The organism is Janthinobacterium sp. GW460-12-1-14-LB5, from assembly GCF_059423585.1.
This window is the reverse complement of the sequence record NZ_JBWKYD010000062.1, coordinates 1-2,269: the sequence shown is the minus strand read 5'-3', so window position 1 is coordinate 2,269 and position 2,269 is coordinate 1. Positions and strand designations below refer to the sequence as shown.

Below are 2,269 nucleotides of genomic sequence, written 5' to 3'. Positions count from 1 at the left end.
TGCTGCCATGGCATGCTCCTCCCACATCGAGATAGCATGCCACAACTTCGTTGTTGATTTTGTCTACACCCTCTTAGGCAGAAATTGAAGAGGGAAAAAGCGACATTACTTACGCTGGAAAGGACATTGTTGCGTGACGTCAATGTTATGTCAGTTGATGACATAAAGGAGACTCAAGAAATAATTGAATTCCAAAGAAAGCTCATCCAAAGTCTGGAAGGAAATCCATGACTGCTTTCTTGTCAAAAATTTATTCCATTGAAAAAATTGACCCGTCTGATCATGACCGTTTTTTTGACGGAATTGGTGAGATGAAAGAAATTGTTAAATCTGCCAAAGCTCGTGAATGCCCTGACCTAGGCTTTCCTTCCTCATGCGATGCGAATCTGTTTTTCGGTTTCTTCTTCGACGGCACCAACAATAATATGAAGCGGGATGTGCCGTTTCACTCGCACAGCAATGTGGCGCGTTTGTATCGTGCATTTCCCGGCGGTAAAGATAAGCATAGCAGTGACGTTTGGCAATGCAAACTGGATGCGCAACTGACCGTTAGCGATGGCGCCAAGGCACGCGCTCTGAGTCTTGGCATTGATGCATAGGGATGAAATCATGAATACCTTAATTAAGCACAAACTATGGCGAGGCCTCTTGCTGGCCGCATGTTTACCCGGCGTCGCCATGGCCGCGAGCATTCAGGGGCTGAATTATTCTTCGCGCGAAGTCGATTACATCGCGGTTGAAAATCCGGGCAATACGAACAGCGGCGGCGGTGGCGATTCGATCCGTCCATACGGGCAGGGCGGATCGATATGCTGTTTCAGCGTGCCGGAAAAGTGGCATGCGGATTTGAAGGTGGTGGTGGTCTATCAGCTGTCCCCGGACCCGACCTTTCATCGCGAGACGGTCAGTGTTCCCCCGTATCCGGATGGGAAGGCGGGCGATATCTGGCTGATCGTCTATGAAGATGGCAGCGTGGGGGCCATGGTGTCACATTACGGACCGAGCCGACCGGAGTGGCCGGGGAAAATCAAGGGGTATCCGGTGCCGACGAAGGAGTATCGGGACGAGCGCCGCAAGGAAAAAATAAAAAGAGAGAAGGCAGCTCTACATTCTATGGAGAATGCATTAGATGGCGATGTGAGCGACCTAACTCCTGCAGAGTTGATGAGATTGAAGGGGGCAATTGAATATAGTAAAAAGCTCATTATTTTTCTTGAGGGAAATGATAAATGACTGCTTTTTTAGTTGATATTTATCCGGCTATAAAAAATGATCCTTCTGATTTCATTGCTTTTTTTGACGCGAAAAAGGAAAGGCCAACTATTAGCGATTTTGTAAAGAAGCGTGAATGTCCACTTCCAGGTTTCCCGCCCCCATGTGGTGTCAATATTTTTTGGTTTCTTCTTCGACGGCGCAACAATGATATGAGGCTGGATATGCCGTTTTACTCGTCCAGTAATGTGGCGCGTTTGGATCGTGCATTTCCGGACGCTAAAGATTGCGTGATCGGCTGCATGCGCTTGCACCTTCAACTGCTTGCTTTTATAGAAAATGAAATTGTGAAACGGATTATGTATCTTGGCACGGCCTTGCTGCTGAGCGCTTGCGCCCTCCAGGCCAGGAAGGTTGAGGAAGCCGGTCCAAGGCCTACCGCGACGGCGCAGGTAGGCATCGTGAACCATACGGGGAAGTATATTTATTCCGCATCGGTAGATGGGGCGGGAGGCGCCAATATGGCCAGATGGGGAGCGGGAGGAGCCGAAGTTTGCTGCGCATCCATCCCGCGGGTATGGTATCCGGGAATGATGGTCCGGGTGCGGTGGGACATGCCAGAAGAACATACGCATATTATCAAAGAGAAAATGGTGGAAGTGGAAAAATATGATAGGCCCGGAGATATCTATATGCACTTTTTCCCCAACGGCGAGGTGAGAGTGGTTGTGTCAAATGTGGACGGCGATAGTAAAAATCATCCTATTCTTCATTCCGGAAAATCTGCCAATATCCCTTGATATGATCATCGGGAAAAATCCCTTTTCGCGCCTTTGCCTGTTGATTTTTTCTTCAGCCGTCGACGCTTGATCAATTAAATTGGCTATTAATTTATAAAAGGGAAATTATGAAATGGATTATTTATCTTGGCACTGTCTTGCTGCTGAGCGGCTGCGCCCTCAAGGCCAGGCAGGTTGAGCAAGCCGGTCCAAGGACTACCGCGACGGCGCAGGTGGGTATTGTCAACCATACGGGGAAGTATATTTATTCCGCATCG

The 2,269-nt window shown here is 48.6% G+C and carries 3 protein-coding genes; all 3 read left to right on the top strand.

Annotated features, from left to right (window positions below):
* Positions 1-227: 227 nt before the first annotated feature.
* From AC07X6_RS28500 to AC07X6_RS28490, 3 genes are read left to right on the top strand one after another with little or no spacing between them, the layout of a single operon-like run.
* A complete protein-coding gene (locus AC07X6_RS28500; protein WP_494793215.1) occupies positions 228-599 on the top strand; it encodes a hypothetical protein in 372 nt (123 codons plus the stop codon).
* A gap of 10 nt (positions 600-609) precedes the next feature.
* Positions 610-1,233 (top strand): DUF3304 domain-containing protein, encoded by a 624-nt coding sequence (locus tag AC07X6_RS28495; RefSeq protein ID WP_494793214.1) that lies wholly within the window; start codon positions 610-612, stop codon positions 1,231-1,233.
* Entirely contained in the window at positions 1,230-2,012 is a 783-nt protein-coding gene (locus AC07X6_RS28490; protein WP_494793213.1) for a DUF3304 domain-containing protein, read from the top strand. Before AC07X6_RS28495 ends, AC07X6_RS28490 begins: the two co-directional genes overlap by 4 nt.
* Positions 2,013-2,269 lie beyond the last annotated feature (257 nt).

What these genes read in the sequence shown, in the direction of transcription:
- AC07X6_RS28500 (WP_494793215.1), top strand. Translation starts at nt 228, where the DNA reads ATGACTGCTTTCTTGTCAAAAATTTATTCCATTGAAAAAATTGACCCG.
- AC07X6_RS28495 (WP_494793214.1), top strand. Translation starts at nt 610, where the DNA reads ATGAATACCTTAATTAAGCACAAACTATGGCGAGGCCTCTTGCTGGCC.
- AC07X6_RS28490 (WP_494793213.1), top strand. Translation starts at nt 1,230, where the DNA reads ATGACTGCTTTTTTAGTTGATATTTATCCGGCTATAAAAAATGATCCT.